We start from the raw sequence: 25,510 nt of genomic DNA, 5'->3' as shown, positions 1-25,510 counted from the left end.
CGCATCCTTTAACATTAAAATACTTCTATGGAGGCTACTGTCGTTAGAACAGGCACAGAAGGAAAAACCTGGGGTGGTGGTAATGAACCACTAAAAGCAAGTTACGGAAAAATGATGATGTGGTTCTTCATTCTTTCCGATGCTTTGACCTTTTCAGGATTCCTTGCCGCTTATGGTTTTTCAAGATTTAAATTCATCGATTCATGGCCAATCGCAGATGAGGTGTTCAATCACTTCCCGTTTTTGCATGGAGTAGATGCCCCGATGTACTACGTGGCATTGATGACGTTTATCCTTATTTTTTCTTCGGTTACAATGGTACTTGCAGTAGATGCAGGTCATCATATGAAGAAAGGAAAAGTGACAATTTATATGTTCCTTACCATTATTGGGGGTCTTATTTTCGTAGGATCTCAGGCGTGGGAGTGGAAGAACTTTATTAGTGGTGAATATGGTGCGGTTAAAACTGCAGGAGGTAACATTCTTCAGTTCGTAGATGCCGAAGGTGAACGAGTAGCTCTTTCAGAAATCGCTGTGCCAATTGAAGGTGTTCGTGTGGAACATGATGCCAATAATGGTATCTGGTTCGATTCTGGCGAAGAACTTCCTACTTATAGTCTTGAAGAAATTAAAGCAGGGTTCATTCAAAATGAAGATTTGCTAATCAGAACTCAGACCCTTACAGAAGATGGTCAGAAAACAATTCTTTCTAGAGACGAGTCGTTGCTGAAATTAAATACTGAGGCTATTGGAACTGTAGAAGGTGCAAACCTTACCGAAAATGAATATGGCGCTCCTTTGTTTGCCGATTTCTTTTTCTTTATTACAGGTTTTCACGGGTTCCACGTATTTTCAGGAGTGATCATCAACATCATCATCTTCTTTAACGTGATCATAGGAACCTATGATCGTCGCGGAAGTTATGAAATGGTTGAGAAAGTTGGACTTTACTGGCACTTTGTAGACCTGGTATGGGTATTTGTATTTACTTTCTTTTACCTGGTATAATTCAGAAATAAAATTATTATGGCTCACGATACTACACAACATCACGGATCTGCAACCAAAAGGATCTGGATAGTTTTCGCAATACTTTCTGTAGTAACTATAGTAGAGGTGATTCTGGGGATCATTAAACCGGAATTCTTAACCGATACCAATTTCTTAGGAATGAGATTGCTTAACTGGATCTTTATAATCCTTACAATTTATAAGGCATACTATATAGCCTGGGCTTTTATGCACCTTGAGCATGAGAGCAAAGGTTTGAGAAGAGCGATCGTTTGGACTTCGATCTTCCTTGTAAGCTACCTTATTTTTATCCTTCTTACAGAAGGTGGATATATATATGATATTTACAAGGGCGGGCATGTTGCCTGGGACTTCTAACAACAAAAGTTAAATGCATAGGAAAAGGCGGTTTTATAAAACCGTCTTTTTATTTTTGTAACCCTTAGTAAAACTGGATTTATACTTATGAAAAAGTTTCTGGTACTTGGAATTTTATTCGCTCTTCCTATTACTGCTTACCTGTTCTTTGCATCCGGTAAAAACAATTTTGCCAAATTACCTGTGCTTACTCAAAACGTTCAGGATATTGGCAGTTTCGATACAAACACTGACAGTATCATTAGCTTCAAAGATCATATAAGCGTGGTGGCCTTCTTTGGTTCAGATCTTGAAAACATCAAAGGCAATACCTTTAACCTGGACAAGAAGATCCTGGAAAAATACTACGATTTTGATGACTTTCAATTTGTGCTTATCCTTCCGGAAGAAGCAAGGAATGAAACCAGCGATTTTGTGGAGGAATTCAAAAAAATAAGTGAATCTTCCAAATGGAAGATCGCTTATGGCAGCAGTAAGGAAGTACAGGAAGTATTTTCAAGTTTTAATACGCCGCACGAACTGGATGAGAATGATCATACTCCTTATGTTTTTATCGTGGATAAAGACGCAAATCTACGCGGAAGGGACGATGATGAAGATTACGGTAAGCTCTTTGGGTATGACTCAAGAGATGTCGCTGAGCTGAACAATAAAATGAATGATGATGTAAAGGTTATTCTGGCCGAATATCGTCTTGCTTTGAAAAGGAATAATCCTGAAAGAAAAAAATAAAATGAAAAACTACTCATACGTAGGGATCTCATTGGTAATTCTGATTTTCGGAATTATTTTTATTCCAAAGATCATAGACCGGATAAGCGATAATGAAATTGTTTCTTCCAACCGGCTGAATCAGAAGAAAGAGCATACTCTTAAAAAGAGCGATGAACCTCTTTCTTATATTGTTCTGGATGGGGAAAAGAAAAGAGCACCGCAGTTCGAGTTTATTAATCAGAACGGTGATACGATCTCTAATGAAGATTATAAAGGAAAGGTATACGTGGTTGAATTCTTTTTTACGACCTGTCCCACCATCTGCCCTATAATGAATAAAAATCTTGTAGAGATCCAGGAAGTGTTTGACGATCGTAAAGATTTTGGTATTGCCTCTTTTTCTATAGATCCTGTGCATGATACCCCAGAAGTCCTTTCTGAATATGCTTCCCAGTATAATATTACCAGTCCCGGCTGGAACCTCATGACCGGTGACCGTGAGGAGATCTATGCATTGGCTAACCAGGGATTTGGACTGTATGCGGGCGAAGATAAAAACGCAGCAGGAGGTTTTGCCCACCAGGGTCTGTTTGCTTTGGTGGACAAGGATGGGTTTATCAGGTCCAGAAAAGATAAATTTGGAAATCCCCTTATTTACTACCGTGGTTCAGTAGAAAGAAATAAGAGCGTTGCTCGTGGGGAAGAAGAACCGCAAATCGAAATTCTAATAGAGGATATAAACAATTTACTTTGAAAACGACTTTAAACACTTCAGACAAAGTAGCCGTTCCGGTTATTATAGCTTTATCTATTGCGGTTCCTGTAATAGTTCTTGTGCTTATGTTGCTCCCGGAGCGATATAATATTTTTGGTGCTGAGGCGATTACCTTTCCATTGTTTCATGGTATTTTGAATTTTCTTACTGCCGTGTTATTGATCATTGGTTATTTTTTTATGAGTGTTCAGAAATATATTCAGCATAGAAATACCATGATCGCGGCTTTTGGACTTTCTGTAATATTTCTGGTAAGTTATGTGTTATCCAAGATCAGTAATGAGCCGGTCCCATACGGGGGCGAAGGTATGTTCAGGTATGTATATTTCTTTATTCTCATTACGCATATCGTACTTTCGGGAATAATAGTTCCGTTAGTTCTTTTTACCATGTACAGGGGTTTAAAGGGGGAATATGAAAAGCATGCGAAAATTGCCAGATGGACGTTCCCTATTTGGTTATATGTAGCAGTTACAGGAGTTCTGGTATTCCTGTTTATGATGCCATATTATTAGTTATGCGGATAAATTCTTAATTTTAAAGTGATCAAAGAAAAATGAAGATGAAAAATGTCGGTGTAGCAGGAGTATTATTTTTGATATTGTTTTTGAGTTCGGATTTGGCGGCTGCGCAATGTTCCATGTGCCGTGCTGTACTGGAGAGTGAAGCAGATCAAAGTACTGCTAAAGGCATTAATGATGGTATTCTTTTTCTTATGATCTTTCCTTATCTGCTCGTTGGAGGCGTGGGTTATTTCATTTACAGATCTCGCAGAAAAAAGAAAAGTACTTCCTGATCATTCTTTTTCGGTTTTTTCGATCATAGTCTTAATGGTTTTTAAAATTAGACTGTAACAATTTAATTTTTTAACAGTCTTATTAGGTAGGGAGTCATTTCTCTGCGTAATAACCATCACTCATGATTGAAATTTCAAATCTTCACAAATCCTATAAGATGGGTGCTAATTCCTTGCACGTATTAAAAGGGATAAATTTTAAGGTAGCTGAAGGTGAGCTGCTGTCTATCATGGGATCGTCGGGATCCGGAAAATCCACACTTTTAAATATCCTGGGAATGCTGGATGAAGCCGATGAAGGTTCTTATATCCTTGACGGAGTCCATATTAAAAATCTTAGTGAAAAACTGGCGGCCAAATACCGGAATAAATTTCTCGGGTTTATCTTCCAGTCTTTTAATCTTATTGGTTATAAAAATGCCTTAGATAATGTAGCTCTGCCACTCTATTACCAGGGGATGGCCCGCGGGGAAAGAATGGACAGGGCTATGAGTTACCTGGAAAAAGTGGGTCTGGCAGACTGGGCTTCTCATCTTCCTAATGAACTTTCAGGAGGGCAGAAACAGCGGGTGGCTATCGCCAGGGCGCTGGCCAGTGATCCTAAAGTATTACTTGCAGATGAACCTACCGGGGCTCTTGATACAAAAACCTCTTATGAAGTGATGGAGCTTATCCAGGAAATAAACGACGAAGGACGTACCATTTTAGTGGTAACCCATGAACATGACATCGCACAAATGACGAAAAGGATCGTTAATCTTAAGGATGGTGTTATAATAGAAGATACTCTGATTTCACAGAATAGGGCTGCGCAAAATGTTTGATTTAGACAGATGGGACGAAATATTCGAAACAATTCGTAAGAACAAATTACGAACGTTTCTTACCGGCTTGTCTGTAGCTTCAGGGATTTTTATCCTGGTGATCCTTTTGGGAATTGGAGAAGGTATGCGCAACGGTATTGCCCGGGAATTTGAACAGGATGCTTCTAACCTGATCTTTGTGTTTCCCGGGGTTACTTCTAAAGAGCACAACGGTCTAAACCCGGGAAGAAGGATTCAGTTAAAGAACGAGGATTACGACCAGATCTTAAGATTATATGGAGAAAAGCTTGATAAAGCTTCTTCGGTTTATCAAAACTGGGGGCAGGTTCTCAATTACGGCAAAGAATCGGGCTCTTATGATCTGCGCGGAACTTTTCCCGCCTACCAGGAACTTGAAAATATCTCTCTCACATCTGGCAGGTTTATAGATTTCAATGATCTTTCGAATTCTGAAAAAACCATGGTAATAGGGAACAGGTTAAAACTGGATTTGTTCAAAGAGGAAGATGCGATTGGAAAGATCGTACAGGTTTCAGGAGTCAACTTTAAAGTGGTGGGGGTTTATACAGATCCGGGCGGAGAACGTGAGGAAACAAGGGCGGTAATTCCCATAACCACCGCGCAGAAAGCTTTTGGTGGTGGAAATAATATTAACCGGCTCTATCTTACCCTGAAACCGGAAGATAATTTTGATGCAGCGGTTGCCGCTTCCAGTCAGTTTTCTGAAGAACTGGAGCAATTTCTAAAAATGAGACACACTATTGCACCAGATGACGACAGTGCGATCCGGATAAATAACTACCTGGAAAATGCTAAAAGGTTTTTCACTCTTATGGATATGATTAGATTATTTTTCTGGGGAGTTGGGATATGTACGATCATAGCGGGAGTGGTAGGAGTAAGCAATATCATGCTAATAATTGTTAAGGAAAGAACCCGGGAAATAGGAATAAGAAAAGCGCTGGGTGCCCAGCCAATCTCCATTATAGGGATGATCCTGCACGAGTCTATTTTCGTAACCGCGATAGCCGGATTCCTTGGCCTTATTTTTAGTCTCGCCCTGCTTGAGTTTGTAGGTCCACTTATTGAAACACAGTATATCTATAATCCCACCGTGAATTTTACGGTTGCAATAAATACAGTAGTGATCCTGGTACTGGCAGGCGCCCTGGCAGGATTTTTTCCGGCCTGGCGCGCAGCGAGAATAAGACCTATTAACGCATTAAGAGACGAATAATATGTTTAGCAGAGATCGTTGGAGTGAAATCATTGAAGCCCTGACCGCCAATTGGTTCAGGACTGTTCTAACTGCTTTCGGGGTATTATGGGGGATATTTATTCTGGTGATCCTGCTGGCTGCAGGAAAGGGTCTGGAAAATGGTGTCAAGCAAGGGTTTAGCGGGATCGCAACCAATACCATGTTCATGTGGACCCAGGTTGCTTCCAAACCATATAAGGGAATGCCTAAGGGGCGTCGTTTTAGCTATGATATGGATGATGTCACCGCTATAAAAGATCAGGTTCCCGGATTAAGATTTGTATCTCCCAGAAATCAGTTAGGAGGTTTTGGTGGTGCAAATAACGTGGTTCGAGGTCTAAATACAGGTGCTTTTAATGTCTATGGAGATTATCCTGAGATCATTCAGCAGGAGCCTATGGATATCACCACCGGACGTTTTATCAATTATTCAGACATTAACGATAAACGCAAGGTGGCAGTCATCGGCGAGGGAGTAAAAACGACCTTATATGATTCAGGAGAAGATCCCTTAGGAACCTACATTAAAATTAATGGAGTGAATTTTATGGTAATTGGTACCTATAAGAAAAAAAGTCAGGGTGGAGACATAGAGGAAGGGCAAAAACAGATCTTCGTTCCTTTTACGGCATTTTCCCAGGCTTTTAACAGAGGGGATAAAGTAGGCTGGATGGCGATAACTGCCAGGGATGGATATTCTATAACCGAGTTGAAAGAAAATATCATAGATATCGTGAAAACACGGCATACGATACATCCCGAAGACGATCGCGCCATCGGGAACTTTGACCTTTACCAGGAATTCAGCAAAGTGAATGGGCTTTTTATTGCGCTAAAAGCGGTGGCCTATTTTGTAGGGGTGCTGGTTCTACTTTCGGGAATTATCGGGATTAGTAATATTATGCTTATCGTGGTCAAAGAAAGAACAAATGAAATAGGAGTGCGACGTGCCCTGGGTGCAACCCCATGGTCTATTAGGGGGCAGATATTAATGGAGTCTGTTTTTTTAACCATTATTTCTGGAATGGCGGGGATTATACTTGCTACGGCGGTGATCTGGCTGGTGAATATTCAGTTGAGTGGAATGGATACTTCAGAAATGATGTTCCTTAACCCTTCCGTTAACCTTGGAGTGGTTATGATCGCTCTTTCAATTTTAATTATTTCAGGATTGCTTGCCGGGCTTATACCGGCGCAACAAGCGATCAGGGTGAAACCCGTAGATGCTTTAAGAACAGAATAATACCTTTAAAACTAATACAATCTAAAAATGAAAAAATTTGTAACCATCGGAATCTTAGTTTTTATAGCGGTGACCTTCGTGGGAGCTCTGTATTATCTATATCAAAAGAATCAGGAAGATCCAGTAGTTTATCAAACTGAAGAGCCTACAGAACAAACCATCATTAAGAAAACCGTTGCTACAGGGAAAATTGTTCCTAAAGAAGAGGTGCTTATTAAACCAAATATTTCGGGTATTATCGATGAGATCTATATTGAAGCCGGGGACAGGATCAAGGCGGGTGATCTGATCGCAAAAATCAGGGTAATCCCAAATGTTTCTTCCCTGCAGAGTGCAAAGGATGCGGTAGCCACTGCAAAAATTAACCTGGAAAATGAAAAGAAAGTTTTTGAAAGACAAAAAGCGCTTTTTGATAAAGGAGTGATTTCGGCGAACGATTTTGATGCTGCAGAGGTAAGCTATAAAAGAGCAGAACAAAATTATAAGTCTGCTCAGCAGAATTATGAGATTGTGAGAACAGGTACCACCAGTGGGATTGGGAGTGCAGCGAACACCCTTATCCGGTCTACCGTAGAAGGTATGGTGCTGGATGTTCCGGTGAAAGCAGGGAACCAGGTAATTGAGAGTAACAACTTTAATGATGGTACCACCATCGCAACTTTAGCCGATGTAAATGAAATGATCTTTGAAGGTAAGGTGGATGAAAGTGAAGTAGGAAAAATTAAGGAAGATCTTCCACTAGAGGTGACCGTGGGAGCTATAGAAAATAAAACATTTAATGCTGTCCTGGATTATATAGCTCCAAAAGGGGTCGAGGATAACGGGGCAATTCAATTTGAAATAAAAGGAACTTTAGATAAAGCAGATACCACGTTTATTCGTGCCGGCTTAAGTGCAAATGCCTCGATCATCCTGGCGCGTGCAGATAGTGTGCTGGCTATTAAAGAGGCTTTGGTTCAGTTCGATCCGGAAACTAAGGAGCCTTTCGTGGAAATTATGACCGGAGACCAGGAATTCGAAAAGCGCGATGTAGAGCTTGGGGTGAGTGATGGTATAAATGTAGAGGTGCTTAGCGGCTTGGAAAAAGGAGATAAGATAAAGGTTTGGAACCAGCTCAAGGCTCCTATGAATCTTGCTCAAAATTAGAATTTTTATTCCTAGTGTAACAACATCCATCTTTTACAGACATATCATACAGAATCTTATTATGAAGAATTATAGTTTACTAGTCACCCTATTGCTTTTTTCCAGCCTGCTTACTGCGCAGCAAAAGGAATGGACCCTGGAAGAATGCGTTAATTACGCTTTAGATAATAACATCCAGGTAAAACAATCTGAACTTGAGGTAGAGCTTTCAGATATAGAAAAACGTGATGCCCTGGGTAATTTTATACCTAGTATAAATGGCCAGGCGACCAATGCCTGGAATACAGGTCTTACCCAAAACGTAACTACCGGAATTTTACAAAATCAGACTACCAGAAACTTCTCTGCCGGTGTAACCGCCGGTTTAACCCTTTATGATGGGCTGAGAAATTTCAAACAATTACAGCGGGCAAGAATTTCAAGAATAGCCAGTGAATATTCTCTGGATAAGATGAAAGATGATATAGCCCTGTTCGTTGCAGATGCTTACTTACAGGTGTTGTTCAGTAAACAAAACCTGGAGGTGTTAAAGGCTCAGAACGAAGTGACCCAGCAACAGTTAGTTAGAACCCGAGACCTTGTGGAGGCAGGTGTTTTGCCCCAGGGAGACCTTCTGGAGATCCAGGCAACCATTGCAGATGAAAAACAGCGCATGATCGTCGCAGATAACCAGATCCAGATCTCTTTAATAGGTCTTGCCCAGACTTTAGGGATCAAGGACTACCAGAATTTCAATATTGCAGAGAGAGATTATAATATTTTCGGTAACGAGATCCTTGAAAATTCTGTCTACGATATTATTGAAAAAGCCAAGGAGGAAAGATCTGAAATAAAGATCGCAGAAGCGAATCGGGAATTGGCAGAAATGGATGTAGAACTTACCAAAGGAGCATATTTACCTACGCTGAATGCTTTCTTTAATTATAACACCAGGGAAAGCGGGCAAAGCAGGATTATTGGTTCTACCCTGGATCCCAATGAACCAACCAGGCAAATTGGTATCGTTGAAAGTAGTAACGAGATTGTAGTTGCGCCTAATGCAGTTCCTACTTTAGGTAGCCCGTTACCATTTTTTGAACAACTTTATCGTAACGATGGGGTTACCTATGGCTTGCAATTAAATGTTCCTATCCTGAATGGTTTTGCTACAAGAAACCAGGTAAGGCGAAATGAGGTGAACGTAAAGCGGGCACAGTTCCAGCTGGAACAGGCTGAGCTTGATCTTGAGGCAAATGTTTACCAGGCTTATACCGATGCCCGTGGTGCTTTCGAAGTTTACGAAGCTTCCCTTGTCGCGGCAGATGCACAGGAAAGAGCTTTTGAATATGCAACAGAGCGGTTCAATGTGGGGCTTACCAATGCCTTCGATTTCAGCCAGGCAAAAATTAGATTCGAGAACACACAAAGAGAGGCTCTAAGAGCTAAATACGATTATATTTTCAAACTAAAAGTAGTTGAATTATATTTTGGAATTCCTGTTGGGGATTTAAAATTCTAAGTAAATGAATAAAAAGACACTTTTCATCATTCTGGGCGTAGTAGTAGCCTTAGTCATTCTATTAGTAATTGGTAAAAAAGCGGGTTGGTTTGGTAACTCGGCTAATGTGAAGGAGGTTGAGATCACCAAGGTAGAACCAATAGATATTACCGAAACCGTTTCGGCAACAGGAAAGATCCAGCCGGAGGTTGAGGTAAAGCTTTCGTCTGAAGTTTCCGGAGAGATCATTGAATTGCCGGTAGTAGAAGGACAGGCAGTGGTGAAAGGAGATCTGTTAGTAAGGATCAATCCGGACATTTATCAATCCAGCGTTCAAAGAGCCCGGGCAAGTTATTCTAATTCCAAGGCAAATTTTGCGCAGACCCAGGCGAATTTAAAACAAGCCGAAGCAGATTATAAAAGAAACAAAACTCTTTTTGAAAAAGGGGTGATCTCACAGGCAGAATGGGATGGTATTGTTTCTAACTACGAAATGGCTGAAGCAAATAAAGAATCGGCATATTTTAGTATGCAGAGTAGTGCTGCCACAGTAACCGAGGCACAGGATAACCTGGGGCGTACTAATATTTATGCACCCATGAGCGGAACCATCTCAAAACTTGATGCTGAATTAGGCGAAAGAGTAGTGGGAACTCAACAAATGGCAGGTACAGAGATCCTACGCGTTGCCAACCTGGAGAATATGGAAGTTGAGGTAGATGTAAATGAAAATGATATCGTAAAAGTTTCTGTTGGGGATTCTACGATCGTAGAGGTAGATGCATACCTTGGGAAGGAATTTAAGGGCATAGTAACCGAGATTTCCAATACAGCAGATAATACCCTTACCACAGACCAGGTAACCAATTTTAAAGTAAAGGTGAGAATCCTTAAAGATTCCTATGCAGACCTTACAGAAGGAAAACCGGAGAATTATTCTCCATTCAGACCGGGGATGACAGCTACGGTGGATATTATAACCAATAAAAGGTCTAATGTCATTGGCGTACCTATTAGCTCTATCGTGATCAAAAATGATACTACTGCCACCAAAAAATCTTACATTAAAAAAGATAACGAAGAGGAAGAAAAGTTTGAGTGCGTATTTGTAAAAGACGGACAAAAAGCTAAACTTCGCGTTGTGGAAACTGGTATCCAGGATGATTCTCATATAGAGATCCTGAGAGGCCTGGAAGATGGTGATGTCGTGATCACCGGCCCATACAGTACAGTTACTAAAAGCCTTGATACCGGTGATGAAATCGAGGTTAAGAAAGAAGGAGAAGAGAAAGAAACCGATTAAATGTTTAGAATTTGGCGCTGATTTTATGTCTGGAGACTGCAACTACCAACTGTTCGGTAGGAATTGCAAAAGATGGCGAACTATTAATCTTAAAAGAGGATAATAGTAAGAATTACTCGCATGCAGAGAAATTGCATGTATTCATTAAAGAAGCGATGTTGAAAGCCGGGGTGACTGCCAATGAACTTGATGCCGTTGCAGTTAGCAAAGGTCCCGGATCTTATACAGGATTAAGAATAGGCGTTTCTTCAGCCAAGGGATTATGTTATTCTCTTGGTATTCCTTTAATTTCAGTGCCTACCCTGGATCTTTTGGCTTATAAGCTCAAAGGTGAAAAAGGCTTGATCGTATCTATGCTCGATGCCCGCCGCATGGAAGTTTATTCTGCGGTGTATGATTCTGATATTAATCAGTTAAGAGATACTGAGGCGCAAATTCTTGAGCCTTCTTCGTTTAATATTTATCTGGAGAAATCGAAGGTTCATTTTATTGGAAATGGAGTGGCCAAATTCGAGGATATCTGTACTCATCAAAATGCAGTTTTTCATAAGGAACAATATCCTTCAGCAAAAGAAATGGCGGCAATAGCCGAATATAAGTATCAAAAAAGCGACATTGAAGATGTCGCTTATTTTGAACCTTATTATTTAAAAGATTTTATTGCAGGTTAAGATCGTTCCTGTACCTGCTTTTCTCTTTCAGTACCTCTCATTTTAGTCTGGTCATAAAGGTATACATCTCTTTGAGGATAAGGAATGGTCATTCCTGCTTCTTCCAGTCTAATCTTTCCTTCCTCTATCATATACCAGTGAAGATCCCAGAACACACTTAATTCAGCATAATACCTTACAGAGAAGTTAACCGAACTATCTCCAAGGGAATGTACAATAATCTGCGGTGCAGGATCTTTTAGTACATTTTCCTGTTCCATTACCATATTAGTAAGAACTTCTTTTGCCTTTTTGATATCATCATCATAGGATATTCCAAAAGTAAGATTCTCTCTTCTAGTTTTGTTATGGCTGTAGTTAATCACATTATCATTACTCAATTGGCCGTTAGGAATAACTGCTCGTTGATTACCAAACGTATCGATCTTGGTATAAAATAGAGAGATCTCAACGACACTCCCGGAAACTCCCTGAGCTTCTATCCAGTCGCCAACTCTAAAAGGCTTTAGAACAATTATCAAAACACCTCCTGCCAGATTCCCCAGTGACCCTTGCAAGGCTAAACCAATAGCTAAACCGGCCGCACCAATCGCAGCTACCAGGGATGCACTTTGCACTCCCAACTGGGTAATTACCAGGACAAAAAGTAAGATTTTAAGCCCCCAGCTGGTAGCATTCAGGGTAAATTTCTCCAGGGTTGGATCATAGTCTTGTTTTTCGAATAGCTTTCTCAGGTATTTAACGATCATTTTGATCACCCATAAGCCCACGATCAGGAGAGCGAGGGCTCCTACTAAAGTTGGTAGATAGTCTATAAATTTTGAACCGTACTCTTTGGCGATATCGCCCCAGTCATTCAACTTTTCCATATTTAATTTTAATTGTTATTGATTTTAATGGTAAAAAATTAGAGTTTATTTCTTGTTTAATTTATGTTAAACTTCGCAAATCCTTTCCAGTGCTGCTTCTTCAAATTCCACCGGCAGTTGGCATACACCTTCCTGGCAAACATAGATGAGATCTTTGTTATCTATATACCGGTCTTTTAAAAGGGCGATCTCAGAGTCTTCAGCGCTTGCGGCCAATATCATATTAGGCAGATATTTTTCCTGTAAAAATTTTGCCTTCTCCCTGTATTTTTCTCCCGTTATCGCTACTTCAAAATAAGGATGGGTAAAATTCATTAAGAGATCCAGCCAGTTGGAGTAAGATTGTGGGTATTCCGGGATCTTGTCCAATACATTCTGAAGCATTTGTCTTGATCTATCCAGGTATTTAGTATTTCCCGTAATTTTTCCCAATCGAAACAGGTTTTTTGCCATTACAGAATTAGAGGCCGGGATCACATTATCGTTTATCTCAATAGTTCTAGTTACTAATGCCCGGTCTTTTATTGAGGTAAAAAAATACATTCCGGAATTCTGATCGAAAAAATCTTCTTCAGCAACCTTTAATAAACTTTCTGCCTGATGCAGGTCCTCTATTTTGAAAGTTGTTTCATAGAGGTCCAGGAATGCCTGAATGCAAAAGGCATAATCTTCAAGGTAACCATTTATGCTGCTTTTCCCGTTTTTATAGGAATGGAACAATCTGCCGTCTTCCCTTTTTTGATGTCCCTTAATAAATTCAATGTTCTTTCTTCCTGCAGCCAGATACTCTTCTTTGCCCAGAGCCTGGTAGGCTGCCACATATCCAGAAAGCATCATGGCATTCCATGAAGTAAGTGATTTATCATCTAATCCTGGTTTATGTCGTTCTTTTCTTAAATTTTCCAGCTTGTCCAGACAACTTTGTATTCTTTGTTTTACTTCAGATTCTGAAATCCCGAACTCTTCAGCGATATCATCAGAAGGTCTCGTCCTTATAAGCACGTATCCCTGATCTTCCCATTTTCCGTAGCTGTTAATATTAAAATAGGTGGAAAACAGCTGAAAGTCGTCCCCAAGGTGGTTCTCCAACTCTTCTTTGGTCCAGACATAATATGCTCCTTCCTCATTCTTTCCAAAACTATTCTGGCTATCGGCATCCAGAGCTGAATAAAATGCTCCGGTTTGATCGGTCATTTCCGTCTCTATATACTTCAGTGTTTTCTCAACTACTTCCCTGTACCATTCATTTTTGGTCAGTTTAAAGGCTTTAGAATATAATTGTACTAGTTGGGCATTATCATAAAGCATTTTTTCGAAATGCGGGACATGCCATCTTTCATCTACCGAATACCTGGAAAATCCACCAGCAATAGGATCAAAAACACCTCCCCATGAAATTTTGTTCAGGGTAAGTAAGCAATGCTCCAATAAGTTCTTATCTGAATCCTGATGAGCGTAGCGAAGGAGGAATTCAAAATTATTAGGCATCATAAACTTTGGAGACCGGTTGTATCCGCCATTTTTATGGTCAAACGAACGTTTCCATTTATCAATTACAGGCTTAAAAAGATCCTTGTGTAAGGGCTTTTCAACGGTAATTGGTTCGATAAGATCAATTTGATTTAATCCTTTGGCAAGTTTTTCAGCATATTCCACGAGCTTTTCAGGTTGGGTCATATATAGCCTTGAAATCTGCTCCAGTGCATCTTTCCATTGTTCCTTTCTAAAATAGGTGCCTCCCCAAACCGGGCGCCCGTCTGGAAGTGCCACGACATTCATGGGCCATCCGCCCGTTCCCGTCATCACCTGTACCGCATTCATATATACATGGTCAATATCTGGCCTTTCTTCCCGGTCTACCTTTATACAGATATAATTGCTGTTCATAATGTCTGCTACCGCTTCATCTTCAAAACTTTCATGCTCCATAACATGACACCAGTGACATGCGGAATAACCGACGCTTATTAAGAGCAATTTGTCCTTTTCTTTCGCTTCATCCAAAACAGCATCATTCCACGGTTTCCAGTTTACCGGATTATGCGCATGCTGCAGTAAGTAAGGGCTGCTTTCGTGGATGAGGTCGTTAGTATGCCTGGGTGAATTGGTGGCCATGATAATTTATTATGTTCAAAGGTATAGCGGATAGCTGCTAAATGCTAACCGAAATCCCTAAAATTACCCTAATATAAGGGTGTAGACTATCTCAATTTTGTATTATTAAACTTTTAATACCTTTAAGACTCAGCCAATAAGTCAAAAAGATTCGATAAGGTAGGTTGTTAATTGATCGCTTTTATGGAAGATATTTATATCGTGATGCTGGTCGCTTTGTTTGCCCTGGCTATTACAGATCTGGTAGTTGGTGTTAGCAACGATGCCGTAAATTTTCTGAATTCAGCTATAGGTTCCAAAGCGGTTTCCATGCGAACTATTATGATAGTCGCGAGCCTGGGAGTGGCGGTAGGAGCCATCTTTTCCAGCGGATTGATGGAAGTCGCCCGAAAAGGAATTTTTCTCCCCGGTGAATTTTATTTTGAGGAGATCATGATCATTTTTATGGCCGTAATGATCACAGATGTCCTCCTTCTCGATTTTTTTAATTCCCTGGGCTTACCAACCTCCACCACCGTTTCTATAGTTTTCGAATTGCTGGGTGCTGCAGTTTGTATGGCAGCAATAAAAATCTATACCCAGGGCGATGGCAATCTTTCTGATATTACAAATTATATAAATACCGCAAAAGCCACTGAAATAATAGTAGGCATACTTATGGCCGTAGTCATTGCTTTTCTTGTCGGAGCTTTTGTGCAATATATTTCGAGACTTGTATTTTCATTTCAATTTGAACGCAAAGTAAAATACGTAGGTAGTATTTTCGGTGGGGTTTCACTAACTGCGATCCTGTATTTTATACTAATAAAAGGATTGAAAAGTGTTCCCTACATCTCTGCGGAAACACTGGACTATGTTAATAATAACACTTGGTTAATAGTTTTGATTGGTTTCATTCTTTTTACTGCGATCTCCCAGTTCGTGATGAGTGTTTTAAAACTCAATATCCTGAGAACAATCATCATTATTGGAACTTTTGCCCTCGCTCTCGCTTTTGCCGGAAATGATCTGGTGAATTTTATTGGAGTTCCCATAGCGGCCTGGCAATCATTCGAATTGTGGCAGAGCGCTTATGCGACCACCGGGGTTTTGCCTTCAGAATTTGCCATGACCGGTTTGTCCGGTAAAGTTCCCACACCTGAAATTCTACTGGTTGGAGCCGGTGCGGTAATGGTGGTCACTCTTTGGTTCTCAAGTAAGGCAAGATCTGTGGTAGATACCGGGATCAATTTGTCCAGGCAGGGTGATGCCGTAGAACGTTTTAATCCTAACTGGCTGTCTCGTGGCATCGTAAGATATTCTGTGATTTTTGGAAATGCGATTACTTCACTGTTGCCCGGCAGCATGAGAAACAGGATCGAAAATAAATTTGATAAACCTGATTCCCATAAGAACAGTAAGAGATTCGATGCTCCTGCCTTTGATATGGTACGGGCATCTGTCAACCTTGTGGTGGCCAGTGTATTGATTTCCATTGGTACCAACATGAAATTACCGCTTTCTACCACTTATGTGACCTTTATGGTAGCTATGGGTACCTCACTGGCAGACCGGGCGTGGGATAGGGAAAGTGCGGTCTACCGGGTGGCCGGAGTATTAAATGTTGTTGGAGGTTGGTTCGTTACCGCGATTGTGGCCTTTACGGCTGCTGCGATCTTTGGTTCTATCATTTATTTTGGCGGTACTATAGCTTTAGTGGTTTTAATCCTTATTGCTCTTGTTCTGGTGGTAAGAAGCGGGATAATTCATTCCCGGAAAGAGAAGATCGAAAACGAAAAGAAGAAATTTAATAAAAGCGATATTATCACTATAAATGAAATTACTTCTGAAACTTCAGAGAATATTTCGAATGTAATAGGTGGCATCAATAAGATGTTTACTAAAACTGTAGATCAGTTAGGTTATTACGATCTTGGTAAACTAAAAAAGAATTATAAAAAGATCGAAAAGCTGGAAGCCGAAGTCGATGAGCTGAAGGACAATATTTTTTACTTTATAAAATCTCTGGACGAAAATTCAGTAGAGGCGAGCAAGTTCTATATTCTAACTTTGGATCATCTCCAGGATATGGTTCAATCTATAAGTTTTATTGCCAGGAATAGTTATAATCATGTGCATAATAACCATAAGAATCTAAAGTTTAATCAAATCAGGGACCTGAAAAAGGTGGATGATAAAACCCAGGTTCTTTTTGACAGGATCACCCGGACTTTCGATAATCATGAATTTAGTAATATAGATGAGCTGTTGAATGAAAAGAATGATTTGATGGATCATGTTTCAGAATTGATCCAGAAACAAATCCAGCGGATCAGAACTTCAGAATCCAGCCCTAAGAATAGTAAGCTCTATTTTGGGATCCTCCTGGAAACGAAAGACCTTATAGGTTCTACCATGAACTTATTGCAGCTGTTTCAGGAATTCTATACCGAAGCGAAATCAACGAATTATTAAAAACAGAAAGATCCCTTATAATTAAGAGATTTTTCTGTTTTATGATAGTAAACCGATTTTCTAACCATTCACGGCCTCAACGTATTCTACTTTTCCTCTTAGCATGTCTCTTAGCATCGTTTCAATACCGCTCTTTAAGGTCATGGTAGAAGAAGGACAACCGCTGCAGGCTCCCTGTAGAATTACCTTTACTGTTTTGTTCTCTTCATTATAACTGTCAAAAAGTATATTACCACCGTCACTTGCTACAGCGGGTTTAATATATTCATCCAGGATAGCCACAATTTGCTGGGAAGTGTCGTCTAGATTTTCAAAGGCCGCATTTTGGGTTTCTTCAACTTCTTTTGGAGATGCACCAGAAGTACCTACACTCTCTTTCTTAAGAACTTCATTACCTTCTTCCAGATATGTTCTAATAAATTCCCTTAATTCCATGGTAACTTCTTCCCACTCAGCGATGTCATATTTCTGAACCGAAACATAATTTTCATCGATAAAAACTTCCTTTACGAAAGGGAAATGGAAAAGTTTCTGCACCAGTGGTGCGTTCTTCGCGTCATCAATATTCTTAAATTCAGAAGACTGAAGAACCAGTTTCTTGTTAGCAACGAATTTCATTACCGCAGGATTCGGGGTACTTTCAGCGTATACTGTGACCGGTACTTTTCCGCTTTGAGACTTGGTTTCTTTAATGACTTCACCACCCTTATTAAGGTAAGACTCAATCTGCTCAGCCACTTCTTCCTGTACATCTGCCCATTCCACAATGTCGTATTTTTCTATCGCCACAAAATTCTGTGCGATATATACCGTTTTAACAAAAGGCAGATAGAATAACTGTTGGGCAAGGGGAGATTTAGCCGCCTCATCTATGTTCTTAAATTCATAGTTTTCGTGACGGGTAAGGAATTTATCAGCTTCGAATTTTACAATCGAAGCCGTAGTGGTTGGAACTATAGTTATGTTGAAATCTTTCATCTCAAAATTTTTGGCAAAAATACTAAAGAAAAACAAGGTAATACATATATTTACAGCCTTTATGACTACTTACATGCATATTAAACCTTACTCCAATCAGCATAATTACGGGTTAGGTTGTTTTAGCTTTTTAGCTTTATTATTACTTCTGAATTTTTCGGCTTTACGGGCACAGGAGGTCATTCCAACCTATTCAGACTACCTTACCAGTAATCTTTTTTTGATACATCCTTCGATGGCCGGAGCTTCAAATTATGATCAGATAAGGTTAACTGCGCGAAGACAGTGGTTTGACGTGGAAGACGCTCCTAACTTACAAACCCTGGCTTATAATTCCAGGATCGGAGAGAAAATTGGGGTAGGGGGCATCGTTTTCAGGGATGAGAACGGGAATTTCTCTAAAATGGGATTCTATGGATCTATCGCCTACCATCTAATGTTTTCCCGCAGCACGGCAGATCTTAACCAGTTATCTTTTGGGATTAGTGCAGGAGTGATCCAGCACAGGCTGGATACCAGTGGTTTTTCCAGATTTGATCCTTTATTAGGTGCCAGCGATACCGATTTATTTGCTAATATGGACCTGGGGATTTCTTATTTTGTACGTGATCTTTATTTCCATTTTGCGGCCAAGAATATTATTTCTGTAAACAGAGAGCTATTCTATTCTGATGCCGTGCCCAGTAATATGAGAAAATATTTATTCTCTGCCGGGTATGTTTTTACGCTGAATCCTAATGATCCCTGGAGTTTTGAACCTTCGCTCTTATTCCAGGCCAGAGAGGCCACCAATGAAATGGCCCTGGATGCTAATATGAAAGCTTATTACGAAATTGAATCTGGAAGATTATGGGGAGGATTGTCCTACCGTAATAGTTTTGAAAGCACAGAATATACTGCGCAGGGAGAAGAGATCAAGCGGCAGCAATTAAGATATATCACTCCCTTTGTTGGAGTGAATTACAATAAATTTATTTTTGGTTATACCTTCAGTTACCAATTGAATTCTCTGGTGCTGAGCAATGGTGGTTTTCACCAGATCACTTTAGGGTATAATTTCGGGGAGAGCAGAAAGCGGTATGACTGTAAATGTCCTGCGATCAATTAAAAGTTCAATTCCGAAATTTTATAGTTCCCGGCCCCGGATCCCAAAATTTCTTCCAGTACTTTTCGGTTAACATTGGTGTAGAATTCTGGTCTTTGATCGGTATCTACAGAAGTATTCAACAATTTATTTTCCTGAAGTACACTTTTGGTCTGCCTGGCAACAGCCTCACCCGAATCAATGATCTTAACTTCTTCCGGTAATATTTTGCTTAGTAGCGGGATCAAATATGGGTAGTGACTGCAACCCAGTACCAGGTAATCTATCCTTGCTTCCAGCATTGGAGTAAGCAGTTCTTTGAGTAATTTTCGTGCTTCACTGGAATTTCTTTTTCCCCCTTCTATAAGTTCCACCAGGCCGTTTCCTTCCACCTCAATAACCCTAATGTCTCTGGCGTATAATTCTGAGGTTTGAGCGAATAATTCACTGGCCAGTGTTCCCCTGGTTGCCAGGATGCCTATGGCTTTATTCCTGCTTTTAAGAGCAGCGGGTTTAATTGCAGGTTCTATACCTATGATAGGGACATTGTATGAATCTCTAAGAATTTTAATGGCATTGGTGGTGGCAGTATTGCAGGCAACGACTATTAGCTTGCATCCCATCTCTAAAAGCTTTTCTGTATTCTTTATAGAAAGGCTTATTATTTCCTTCTGGGTTTTAATACCGTATGGGGCATTTTTACTATCAGATAGGTAAATGGTTTTTTCTAATGGCAAAAGCTGGTGAATCTCCTTCCAGATGGAAGTGCCTCCAACTCCTGAATCAAAAATCCCAATGGGTCTGGAGTCGCTCATATTAGTGTAAAAATAAAAACTGCGTACAAATATGTACGCAGTTTTTTAAATTATTACTTGAAATGAACTTATTACAGTCCTAATTCTTTCTTTACATCTGGCATAAGGTTATAACCATCGGCCAAAAGAACGCCTGTTCCTGTAGTAGAGTCAAGAACATAATCATATCCTTTTGCTCTGGCCACTTTTTGGATAGCCGTACGAACTTTTTCAAGGATCGGCTTCAATAGATCAGTTTCCTTCTTTTGTAGATCCTGTCTTGCTTTAGCACTATGCTCCTGAATTCTTCTTTGAGCTGCCTGCAGTTCAGTTGCACGCTTTTGGTTCTCCTCTTCAGATTTAGTATTAGCTTCGGCTTCATAACGCTGCATAGTACTTTGAGCTTCAGATAGCATATCTTTTATCTCAGCGTCATAAGTCTTTTCCAGTTTCTGAAGTTGATCCATTGCGCTCTTGTAGTCAGGCAGGTCCTGTACTAGCTCCTGAGTAGCAATATGAGCAACTTTAGTCTGTGCATTTGTAAAAGCAGTAGCGCCAATCATCAAAGCTAAAGCTATAAATAGTGTTCTGAATTGTTTCATTGTAATCGTCGTTAAGTTTAATTTAGGTTAAAAAATTTAGTTTATTGTATCGTTCTTTTTCTCTCTTAGTTTTAAAATAGAATCCTTTTTTCTTTCTCTTTCTGCAAGAATTCTGGCTCTTCGCTCTTCAAACTCTTTTTGTCTTGCAGATTTCAAGGAATCTCTTTCTTTCTTTTTCGCTTCTATAAATGCTTCGCGTTCAGATTTTTTTTCTTGAGCCTGTTCTTCACGTTTTGTGATCTCTGCATCCTGTTCCACCGTTCTGTCTTCGGCTTTCTCTAATTCCCTGATCTCATCTTTCGATTCCAGCTGCTCACGATTTGCTGTTCTTTTGATCGTTCTAAGAACAGTTTCACTTACATCATATTGCTTGTCTGCATATATCATTCCAATATCTGCAGTCCGGTCAAAAACAAAATCTAAATTTCTGTTTTCTGCAATTTGCTGTACCGCACTAAAAACCTGATCCTGAATTGGTCTTACCAGTTGTTTTTTCTGAATGATATAATCACCATTCGGGCCAAACCTGTTTTGCTGATATTCCAAAGCTTGTTGTTCCATATAGGCGATCTCACCTTCGCGCTCCTCAATAAGTTCTTTAGTGAGTAAAGCCCTTTCATTGTCCAACCTGGTCTTCATATCTTCCACCTTGCGCATTTTTGCTTCGGCTTCAGCCTTCCATTCCTGGACCCTGTTATCTAATTGTCTTGATGCTTCCTGATATTCCGGAACGTTCTCAAGAATATACTCCATGTCTATATAACCAAGTCTAATGGTTTTTTGTGCCGTGACCGATGAAAGGCCTAAGGCTGCAATCGCTAAAATGGTGAATACTCTTTTTTTCATCTGAATCGAATATAGAAAATATCATGCCAAATTAAAATTGCTGGCCAATGATAAAATGTGTTTCCCATCCATTTGGACCTGGTTGCCCAACGATTTCGTCGAATCCATATCCAAAATCAATACCCAGTAATCCGAAGGTCGGCATAAAAATTCTAAGTCCAACACCTGCAGATCTGTTTAATTGAAACGGATTATAGTCTCTAAAATTGTCATAAGTAGCACCGGCCTCCAAAAATGATAGGGCATAAATCGAAGCAGCGGGTTTTAAAGTGATAGGGAATCTAAGCTCCAGTGAGTATTTATTGTAGATAACCGCACCATCATCTCTTGCGTTCACCGGCCGGTCAATTGGCACTACAGACTGGTTAGGATAACCTCTTAACTGAATGGTTTCTCTTCCATCAAGGCTAAAAGCTCCAAGACCATCTCCACCCAGGTAGTAACGCTCAAAGGGAGGGATTCCTCTTTCATTGTTATAAGCACCCAGAAAACCATATTCAGCATGTGTTCTCAATACTAGATTACTGCTTTGAGAGAAACTGTAAAGGTTGGTATACCAGGTTCCGGCGAATTTGATCTTATAGAATTCCAGCCAGTTATATTTCTTTTGGTCTACCAATTCGCGATCTGCTACAGAATTTTCTGGGGTTACCCGGTTGCCCTGCTCATTAACCAGGTTACCGTTGTCGTCTCTTAACTGGTATTCATCCAGATTTTCCAGGTTTGCATAATCAACTCCGTTCCATAGGGAATAAGGAGGGGTTAATTTCGCTGTGACCGAAAATTTTGATCCGCCAGTTGGGAAAATAGGGTTGAATCTTGTATTGTCTCTGGTGATACCAAATTGATAGTACAGGTTATTTGAATGCCCGTTACCAAATGTAAACAGCCCTGTGTTATAGTTATTAAGATCATATCTCTGGTAACCTATAACATTAGAAAGCGTTACATATTGATCTGGTGCTGTTAATCTTTTTGCTAATCCTATACTTACTCCCAGAATGTCAAAACTACGGCTCTTATCTGCCTCTCTTTGTACGAAATCAAAAAGGAACTGTCTTGTATAACTGAATGAAGTGGAAAGACTCACCGGTCTTTTTCCGCCTAACCAGGGTTCTCTGAACGAGAGGCTGTAGGTTTGGTAGAAAGTACTGGCCTGTGCTCTTAAAGAAAGGGTTTGACCATCTCCCATGGGAACTGGCTTATAGGCTTCTTTATCAAATAATCCCTGTATAGAGAAGTTGTTAAAGGATAGTCCTAGTGTTCCTATGAAACCACCTCCGCCGTAACCTCCCTGAAGTTCGATCTGGCTGGCTCCGGCTTCTACAACCTGATATTCCAGGCTTAACGTACCTTCTCGTGGATCTGGATCTACAAACTCCGGATTTAACTGTTCTGCATCAAAGAAACCTAAGGCTCCTAATTCACGCACAGTGGCCACAACTGCTTCCTGGCTGTACTTTTGTCCGGGTTTCGTTCTAAGTTCACGGTAGATTACATGATCTTTTGTCTTGTCATTTCCGGTTACTCTTATTTCATCGAAATAAGCCTCTTTACCTTCTCTTATCCTGATCTCGAAATCAATAGTATCATTGTATACATTGGTTTCCACAAGATCTATATCAGAGAATAAATACCCGTTATTCTGGTATTCATTGGCAATCGAAGTTTTATTTGGTTCTCTTCCCTGTACTCTTTCATCTAGTAGGACACCGTTATAAACGTCACCTTTTTTGATTCCCAGGAATTTGTTTAATTGCTCATCTGTATAGGCATTATTCCCCAGGTAGTCAATCTCACCTATATAGTATTGATTTCCTTCCTCGATATTTAATCGAAGAGCAATAGTTTCTTCGTCCTTTTTTATTAAAGTGTCTGAAGTGATTCGGGCATCTCTGAATCCTTCTTCCTTGTATTTGTTTACTACAGATTCTTTATCTTCCTGGTAATCCTTTCTCACGAATTTAGAACGCTTCCAGAATCTTAAAAGATTGTTTTGCTTGGTGTTCTTCATGTTTCGCTTAAGCTTCGCATCAGATAGTTTATCGTTTCCAATAAATTCTATATCTGAGATCTTTACACGGTCACCCTGATTTACATCCACGATCATATTCACCTTATTGGTGGCAACTGTATCTGTAACTTCCGAGGTTCTAATGTCTACCCTGGCATTAAAATATCCTTCTTTTCTATACTTGTTTTCAATATAGTTTTTGGAAGTTGTGATAAGGTTTTCGGTAACTTTTACTCCGGGTTTCAGGTTGTTTTCATCTATAAGCTCGTCGCGTTTGCTTTTTTTCTTGATGCCGGCAAATCTTACCTGGTTTAACACCGGTACTTCTGTGATCTCCAGTTCCAGGTCTGCAACATTGCCTTCTACATTGGTGATGTAAAAACTAATATCACTAAAAAGGTCCAGTTCCCATAGTTTGTTGATTACATCCCGAAGTTTTTCTCCCGGAATGAATATTTCTTCTCCTTCTTTAAGGCCGGTATATGCTATTACGGTTTGTTCATTGTAGGTAGTGGTGCCGGTGACTTTTATATCGCCAATGGTATATTTTTTAGAATCTCCAAGGGGTAGGTCTTGTGCTTTGGCAGCTATACTGAATATGAAACAAATTGCAAAAAGTGTAAAAATCTTTTTCGTCATGAATGCACTAACTGAGTTGCTCACTTGTTTTTCCAAATCTTCGTTCTCTATTTTGATAATTATAAATGGCTTCAAAAAGATCTTCTCTTCTATAGTCTGGCCACAGGATTTTTGTAAAATACAATTCAGCATAAGCAATCTGCCATAATAGGAAGTTGCTAATGCGCTGTTCACCACTGGTGCGGATCAAAAGATCTACATCTGGTAAATTTCGGGTGTAAAGATGCTCATTTATAACCGATTCGTCAACTGCATCTATAGATAATTCTTCACTTTTTACTTTGGTGGCAATCTGTTTGATGCAATTCGTGATTTCTTCACGGCTTCCGTAGCTCAGTGCGAGAGTTAAAGTCATGCGCTTATTGCCTGAGGTCTTTTCAATTACATCCAGTAACTCCTTTTTTGCTTTCTTCGGAAGGTTGGAAATATTGCCAATAGAATTTAACCTGATATCGTTATCCTGCAGGGTCTTGATTTCTTTCTTTAAACTTGATACCAAAAGTTTCATCAGGGTATCGACCTCTAATTTAGGCCTGTTCCAGTTCTCGGTTGAAAAAGCATAAAGCGTCAGATTTTTGATCCCGATCTCTGCACAGCCTTCCACGACATCTCTCACCGCTTTTGTGCCCTCCTTGTGCCCGGAAGCTCTAAGGAAACCTTTTTGTTTAGCCCAGCGTCCATTTCCATCCATGATGATGGCAATATGACCAGGTAATTTTTCAAGGTTTAAGTTGTCTTTATAATTCATTTAAAAGCAATAACATGGCTTTCGGCCAAATGTAAACGTGAATGTTATGCCGGTAAATACATACCAGTCATTCGTATTTCTATTCCCGAATTCTGCATTCGGTTCTCTTCGTCCCAAATATTCTGACGGCCAGCTCCCGTCCAGGTTGTCTGTAAGGGTGTACCTGGCACCTATTTCAAAAGCACCAATAATATGCTCTGTAACGGCTTCCTTGTAACCCATCACCATAGGTATGGCAAAAGACCAGTTCGTGCCTTCATTGACCAGGTTATTGGCTCTTCCGTTCTTTAGCCAGACATGATCTGCTCTAAAGTAAGTGATGCCGGTATAAAGATACGGAGTACTTTGCGGTAATGGCTCAGACAGATCAAAATCCCAGAAATTAAATTCTAAACCCAGAGAAGCCTCTGCGATAGTGTTCTCAAAAGAGTAACCCCGTTGCTGTCTTCTGGTGTCTGAGGATTTGGTATCATCTGCAGAGATCTCTGCATATACTAAGGTGAAGCGCAGTGAATGCCTGGCGCTTCGATTCCATTTTGCGATCAAACCGCCTACCGGGGAGTTAGGCAGGATATAATTCGTACGGCCTACATCACCAATAAAATTTGCACCTCCGGCAAAAGCCCCTATCTCAACTTGTTGAGAATATGTGCTAATAGAAAAAAATGCCATCACTACAAATGCGATAAGATACCTCATAGGTTTTCAAAAGTTTGCAAATATAACAATTCTGATTGCCCTGCAATAATTTCAGCAGATTTGTGCATAAGT

At 40.0% G+C, this 25,510-nt stretch carries 24 protein-coding genes; 15 read left to right on the top strand and 9 right to left on the bottom strand.

The genetic code is table 11. The features are described 5' to 3' along the window. Positions 1–27 precede the first annotated feature (27 nt). The 13 genes from FGM01_RS12050 to tsaB all read left to right on the top strand — a co-directional run bounded on the left by FGM01_RS12050 (position 28) and on the right by tsaB (position 11,596). Positions 28–1,008 carry a cytochrome c oxidase subunit 3 gene (locus tag FGM01_RS12050; protein ID WP_143411422.1) on the top strand — a complete coding sequence of 327 codons (981 nt, stop codon included), beginning with the start codon at positions 28–30 and terminating at the stop codon, positions 1,006–1,008. Between the two features lie 18 nt (positions 1,009–1,026). Further along, a complete protein-coding gene (locus FGM01_RS12045; protein ID WP_143411421.1) occupies positions 1,027–1,389 on the top strand; it encodes a cytochrome C oxidase subunit IV family protein in 363 nt (120 codons plus the stop codon). 87 nt (positions 1,390–1,476) lie between these two features. Beyond that, the gene (locus tag FGM01_RS12040; RefSeq protein ID WP_143411420.1) at positions 1,477–2,121 is read left to right on the top strand and encodes a hypothetical protein; all 645 of its coding nucleotides are present in this window, start codon (positions 1,477–1,479) and stop codon (positions 2,119–2,121) included. A gap of 1 nt (position 2,122) precedes the next feature. Further along, entirely contained in the window at positions 2,123–2,857 is a 735-nt protein-coding gene (locus FGM01_RS12035; RefSeq protein WP_143411419.1) for an SCO family protein, read from the top strand. Then, positions 2,854–3,393 (top strand): DUF420 domain-containing protein, encoded by a 540-nt coding sequence (locus FGM01_RS12030; RefSeq protein WP_143411418.1) that lies wholly within the window; start codon positions 2,854–2,856, stop codon positions 3,391–3,393. Before FGM01_RS12035 ends, FGM01_RS12030 begins: the two co-directional genes overlap by 4 nt. Positions 3,394–3,440: 47 nt before the next feature. Continuing rightward, positions 3,441–3,674 (top strand): hypothetical protein, encoded by a 234-nt coding sequence (locus tag FGM01_RS12025; RefSeq protein ID WP_423738350.1) that lies wholly within the window; start codon positions 3,441–3,443, stop codon positions 3,672–3,674. Between the two features lie 122 nt (positions 3,675–3,796). Beyond that, positions 3,797–4,498, top strand: coding sequence for an ABC transporter ATP-binding protein (locus tag FGM01_RS12020; protein WP_143411416.1), 702 nt, complete (start codon positions 3,797–3,799; stop codon positions 4,496–4,498). After that, the gene (locus FGM01_RS12015) at positions 4,491–5,735 is read left to right on the top strand and encodes an ABC transporter permease (protein ID WP_143411415.1); all 1,245 of its coding nucleotides are present in this window, start codon (positions 4,491–4,493) and stop codon (positions 5,733–5,735) included. The genes FGM01_RS12020 and FGM01_RS12015 overlap by 8 nt, the downstream gene beginning before the upstream one ends. A gap of 1 nt (position 5,736) precedes the next feature. Further along, positions 5,737–6,999: an ABC transporter permease gene (locus FGM01_RS12010; RefSeq protein WP_143411414.1), complete on the top strand. Its 1,263-nt coding sequence runs from the start codon at positions 5,737–5,739 to the stop codon at positions 6,997–6,999. 27 nt (positions 7,000–7,026) lie between these two features. Then, positions 7,027–8,145: an efflux RND transporter periplasmic adaptor subunit gene (locus tag FGM01_RS12005; RefSeq protein ID WP_143411413.1), complete on the top strand. Its 1,119-nt coding sequence runs from the start codon at positions 7,027–7,029 to the stop codon at positions 8,143–8,145. A gap of 61 nt (positions 8,146–8,206) precedes the next feature. Next, positions 8,207–9,643: a TolC family protein gene (locus FGM01_RS12000; protein ID WP_143411412.1), complete on the top strand. Its 1,437-nt coding sequence runs from the start codon at positions 8,207–8,209 to the stop codon at positions 9,641–9,643. Positions 9,644–9,647: 4 nt separating this feature from the next. Continuing rightward, positions 9,648–10,925, top strand: a complete 1,278-nt coding sequence (locus tag FGM01_RS11995) for an efflux RND transporter periplasmic adaptor subunit (RefSeq protein ID WP_143411411.1) — start codon at positions 9,648–9,650, stop codon at positions 10,923–10,925. 11 nt (positions 10,926–10,936) lie between these two features. Further along, entirely contained in the window at positions 10,937–11,596 is a 660-nt protein-coding gene (tsaB, locus tag FGM01_RS11990) for a tRNA (adenosine(37)-N6)-threonylcarbamoyltransferase complex dimerization subunit type 1 TsaB (RefSeq protein ID WP_143411410.1), read from the top strand. Here tsaB and FGM01_RS11985 read toward each other — a convergent pair. Continuing rightward, positions 11,593–12,465: a mechanosensitive ion channel family protein gene (locus FGM01_RS11985; RefSeq protein WP_143411409.1), complete on the bottom strand. Its 873-nt coding sequence runs from the start codon at positions 12,463–12,465 to the stop codon at positions 11,593–11,595. The two genes, tsaB and FGM01_RS11985, sit on opposite strands and share 4 nt — an antisense overlap. A 66-nt stretch (positions 12,466–12,531) precedes the next feature. Then, complete coding sequence (locus tag FGM01_RS11980) at positions 12,532–14,580, bottom strand: thioredoxin domain-containing protein (protein ID WP_143411408.1); 2,049 nt, start codon at positions 14,578–14,580, stop codon at positions 12,532–12,534. A gap of 183 nt (positions 14,581–14,763) precedes the next feature. Between FGM01_RS11980 and FGM01_RS11975 the strand changes: the two genes are divergently transcribed. Then, complete coding sequence (locus FGM01_RS11975; RefSeq protein ID WP_143411407.1) at positions 14,764–17,034, top strand: inorganic phosphate transporter; 2,271 nt, start codon at positions 14,764–14,766, stop codon at positions 17,032–17,034. Between the two features lie 60 nt (positions 17,035–17,094). Here FGM01_RS11975 and FGM01_RS11970 read toward each other — a convergent pair whose 3' ends face one another. Next, positions 17,095–18,012 carry a NifU family protein gene (locus FGM01_RS11970; protein WP_143411406.1) on the bottom strand — a complete coding sequence of 306 codons (918 nt, stop codon included), beginning with the start codon at positions 18,010–18,012 and terminating at the stop codon, positions 17,095–17,097. Positions 18,013–18,022: 10 nt separating this feature from the next. Between FGM01_RS11970 and FGM01_RS11965 the strand changes: the two genes are divergently transcribed. After that, positions 18,023–19,120, top strand: coding sequence for a PorP/SprF family type IX secretion system membrane protein (locus FGM01_RS11965; protein WP_243735800.1), 1,098 nt, complete (start codon positions 18,023–18,025; stop codon positions 19,118–19,120). Here FGM01_RS11965 and murI read toward each other — a convergent pair. The 6 genes from murI to porG all read right to left on the bottom strand — a co-directional run bounded on the left by murI (position 19,117) and on the right by porG (position 25,438). Continuing rightward, positions 19,117–19,911 carry a glutamate racemase gene (gene murI / locus FGM01_RS11960; RefSeq protein ID WP_143411405.1) on the bottom strand — a complete coding sequence of 265 codons (795 nt, stop codon included), beginning with the start codon at positions 19,909–19,911 and terminating at the stop codon, positions 19,117–19,119. The two genes, FGM01_RS11965 and murI, sit on opposite strands and share 4 nt — an antisense overlap. Before the next feature lie 71 nt (positions 19,912–19,982). Further along, on the bottom strand, positions 19,983–20,492 hold the full coding sequence (locus tag FGM01_RS11955) for an OmpH/Skp family outer membrane protein (protein WP_143411404.1): 510 nt from the start codon (positions 20,490–20,492) through the stop codon (positions 19,983–19,985). Positions 20,493–20,528: 36 nt separating this feature from the next. Further along, positions 20,529–21,338: an OmpH/Skp family outer membrane protein gene (locus tag FGM01_RS11950; RefSeq protein ID WP_143411403.1), complete on the bottom strand. Its 810-nt coding sequence runs from the start codon at positions 21,336–21,338 to the stop codon at positions 20,529–20,531. Positions 21,339–21,369: 31 nt separating this feature from the next. Then, complete coding sequence (locus tag FGM01_RS11945) at positions 21,370–23,991, bottom strand: BamA/OMP85 family outer membrane protein (protein ID WP_143411402.1); 2,622 nt, start codon at positions 23,989–23,991, stop codon at positions 21,370–21,372. Positions 23,992–23,998: 7 nt separating this feature from the next. Next, entirely contained in the window at positions 23,999–24,739 is a 741-nt protein-coding gene (locus tag FGM01_RS11940) for an isoprenyl transferase (RefSeq protein ID WP_143411401.1), read from the bottom strand. Next, complete coding sequence (gene porG / locus FGM01_RS11935) at positions 24,740–25,438, bottom strand: type IX secretion system protein PorG (RefSeq protein ID WP_143411400.1); 699 nt, start codon at positions 25,436–25,438, stop codon at positions 24,740–24,742. It abuts the gene before it with no gap. Positions 25,439–25,510: the final 72 nt, after the last annotated feature.

This window comes from Christiangramia sabulilitoris (genome assembly GCF_007050985.1).
GTDB lineage: Bacteria > Bacteroidota > Bacteroidia > Flavobacteriales > Flavobacteriaceae > Christiangramia > Christiangramia sabulilitoris.
This window is presented reverse-complemented; position numbering and strand designations above follow the sequence as displayed.

Excerpts from the sequence above, each read along its gene's own strand:
- FGM01_RS11945 (WP_143411402.1), bottom strand. The coding sequence starts at position 23,991 with ATGACGAAAAAGATTTTTACACTTTTTGCAATTTGTTTCATATTCAGT.
- FGM01_RS12020 (WP_143411416.1), top strand. The coding sequence starts at position 3,797 with ATGATTGAAATTTCAAATCTTCACAAATCCTATAAGATGGGTGCTAAT.
- FGM01_RS12010 (WP_143411414.1), top strand. The coding sequence starts at position 5,737 with ATGTTTAGCAGAGATCGTTGGAGTGAAATCATTGAAGCCCTGACCGCC.
- FGM01_RS12045 (WP_143411421.1), top strand. The coding sequence starts at position 1,027 with ATGGCTCACGATACTACACAACATCACGGATCTGCAACCAAAAGGATC.
- FGM01_RS12040 (WP_143411420.1), top strand. The coding sequence starts at position 1,477 with ATGAAAAAGTTTCTGGTACTTGGAATTTTATTCGCTCTTCCTATTACT.
- porG (WP_143411400.1), bottom strand. The coding sequence starts at position 25,438 with ATGAGGTATCTTATCGCATTTGTAGTGATGGCATTTTTTTCTATTAGC.
- FGM01_RS12015 (WP_143411415.1), top strand. The coding sequence starts at position 4,491 with ATGTTTGATTTAGACAGATGGGACGAAATATTCGAAACAATTCGTAAG.
- FGM01_RS11950 (WP_143411403.1), bottom strand. The coding sequence starts at position 21,338 with ATGAAAAAAAGAGTATTCACCATTTTAGCGATTGCAGCCTTAGGCCTT.
- FGM01_RS11940 (WP_143411401.1), bottom strand. The coding sequence starts at position 24,739 with ATGAATTATAAAGACAACTTAAACCTTGAAAAATTACCTGGTCATATT.
- FGM01_RS12025 (WP_423738350.1), top strand. The coding sequence starts at position 3,441 with ATGAAAAATGTCGGTGTAGCAGGAGTATTATTTTTGATATTGTTTTTG.
- FGM01_RS11975 (WP_143411407.1), top strand. The coding sequence starts at position 14,764 with ATGGAAGATATTTATATCGTGATGCTGGTCGCTTTGTTTGCCCTGGCT.
- FGM01_RS11985 (WP_143411409.1), bottom strand. The coding sequence starts at position 12,465 with ATGGAAAAGTTGAATGACTGGGGCGATATCGCCAAAGAGTACGGTTCA.
- FGM01_RS12050 (WP_143411422.1), top strand. The coding sequence starts at position 28 with ATGGAGGCTACTGTCGTTAGAACAGGCACAGAAGGAAAAACCTGGGGT.
- FGM01_RS11980 (WP_143411408.1), bottom strand. The coding sequence starts at position 14,580 with ATGGCCACCAATTCACCCAGGCATACTAACGACCTCATCCACGAAAGC.
- FGM01_RS11955 (WP_143411404.1), bottom strand. The coding sequence starts at position 20,492 with ATGAAACAATTCAGAACACTATTTATAGCTTTAGCTTTGATGATTGGC.
- FGM01_RS11970 (WP_143411406.1), bottom strand. The coding sequence starts at position 18,012 with ATGAAAGATTTCAACATAACTATAGTTCCAACCACTACGGCTTCGATT.
- FGM01_RS12035 (WP_143411419.1), top strand. The coding sequence starts at position 2,123 with ATGAAAAACTACTCATACGTAGGGATCTCATTGGTAATTCTGATTTTC.
- FGM01_RS12005 (WP_143411413.1), top strand. The coding sequence starts at position 7,027 with ATGAAAAAATTTGTAACCATCGGAATCTTAGTTTTTATAGCGGTGACC.
- murI (WP_143411405.1), bottom strand. The coding sequence starts at position 19,911 with ATGAGCGACTCCAGACCCATTGGGATTTTTGATTCAGGAGTTGGAGGC.
- FGM01_RS12000 (WP_143411412.1), top strand. The coding sequence starts at position 8,207 with ATGAAGAATTATAGTTTACTAGTCACCCTATTGCTTTTTTCCAGCCTG.
- FGM01_RS11995 (WP_143411411.1), top strand. The coding sequence starts at position 9,648 with ATGAATAAAAAGACACTTTTCATCATTCTGGGCGTAGTAGTAGCCTTA.